At 56.7% G+C, this 1,035-nt stretch carries 1 protein-coding gene; it reads left to right on the forward strand.

All coding sequences use genetic code 11. From position 1 onward, the window contains the following. Positions 1 to 1,018 (forward strand): aldehyde dehydrogenase (locus tag RMSM_RS27535; RefSeq protein WP_040769638.1); only part of this gene is annotated, 1,018 nt, incomplete at its 5' end. Positions 1,019 to 1,035: the final 17 nt, after the last annotated feature.

Below are 1,035 nucleotides of genomic sequence, written 5' to 3' on the forward strand. Positions count from 1 at the left end.
GATCGGAGCGATTACGCCCGTGACGCACAGCTTGCCGACGATCACCGGAAATGCGGTCAGCATGATCGCGGACGGAAACACCGTCGTGGTCAATCCGCATCCATCCGGTAAACGGGTTGCTGCCGAAGGCGTCCGCCGTTTCAACGAAGCGATCGCTGCCGAGATGGGGATCGACAATATCATCTGTGTGATCGCGGAACCGACACTCGAAAGTGCCAACGAATTGTTCGCTCACCGTGACGTCGCGCTGATTTGCGTCACGGGCGGTCCTGCGGTGGGACGTGCGGCACTAAACAGCGGCAAACGAGCGATCGTCGCCGGTCCCGGCAATCCGCCCGTGGTTGTTGATGAGACCGCCGATTTTGACAACGCAGCTCGCTGTATCATCCTGGGCGCTTCGTACGACAATAATTTGTTGTGCATCGCGGAAAAAGAAGTGTTCGTTGTCGACAGCGTCTTTGACAAGATGATGGACGCAATGCGACGAGCCGGTGCCGTCCAATTGAATAGCGAGCAAATCGCAAAATTGACCAGCAAGGCGATCGTCCAGGTTGGTGACGACAATCACGATGCGGCCTGTAAAGATTTCATCGGACGTGACGCCAGCGTGTTGGCTGAGGCAGCGGGCGTTTCGGTTCCTGATGGTACCGAACTTGTGTTTGGTGAAACCGACGAGAATCATCCGTTTGTCAGCGTCGAGCAGATGATGCCGTTCCTGCCCTTCGTACGTGCTCGTGATGTCGATCACGCGATCGCAATGGCGAAGAAGTATGAACACGGTTTCCGTCACACCGCCATGATTCACTCGCGAAACGTCCACAACATGACCAAGATGGGCCGCGAAATGGACACGACGCTGTACGTCAAAAACGGACCCTCGATGTCGTCGCTTGGGCTCGGAGGCGAAGGCTATCTGTCGTTCTCGATCGCAGGACCGACCGGTGAAGGCGTTACCACCCGGCCTACGTTCACACGCGAACGACGCTGCAGCATGATCGACGAACTACGCGTCGTTTAGNGGGACAAGCTAAACGT

This window comes from Rhodopirellula maiorica SM1 (assembly GCF_000346295.1).
GTDB lineage: Bacteria > Planctomycetota > Planctomycetia > Pirellulales > Pirellulaceae > Novipirellula > Novipirellula maiorica.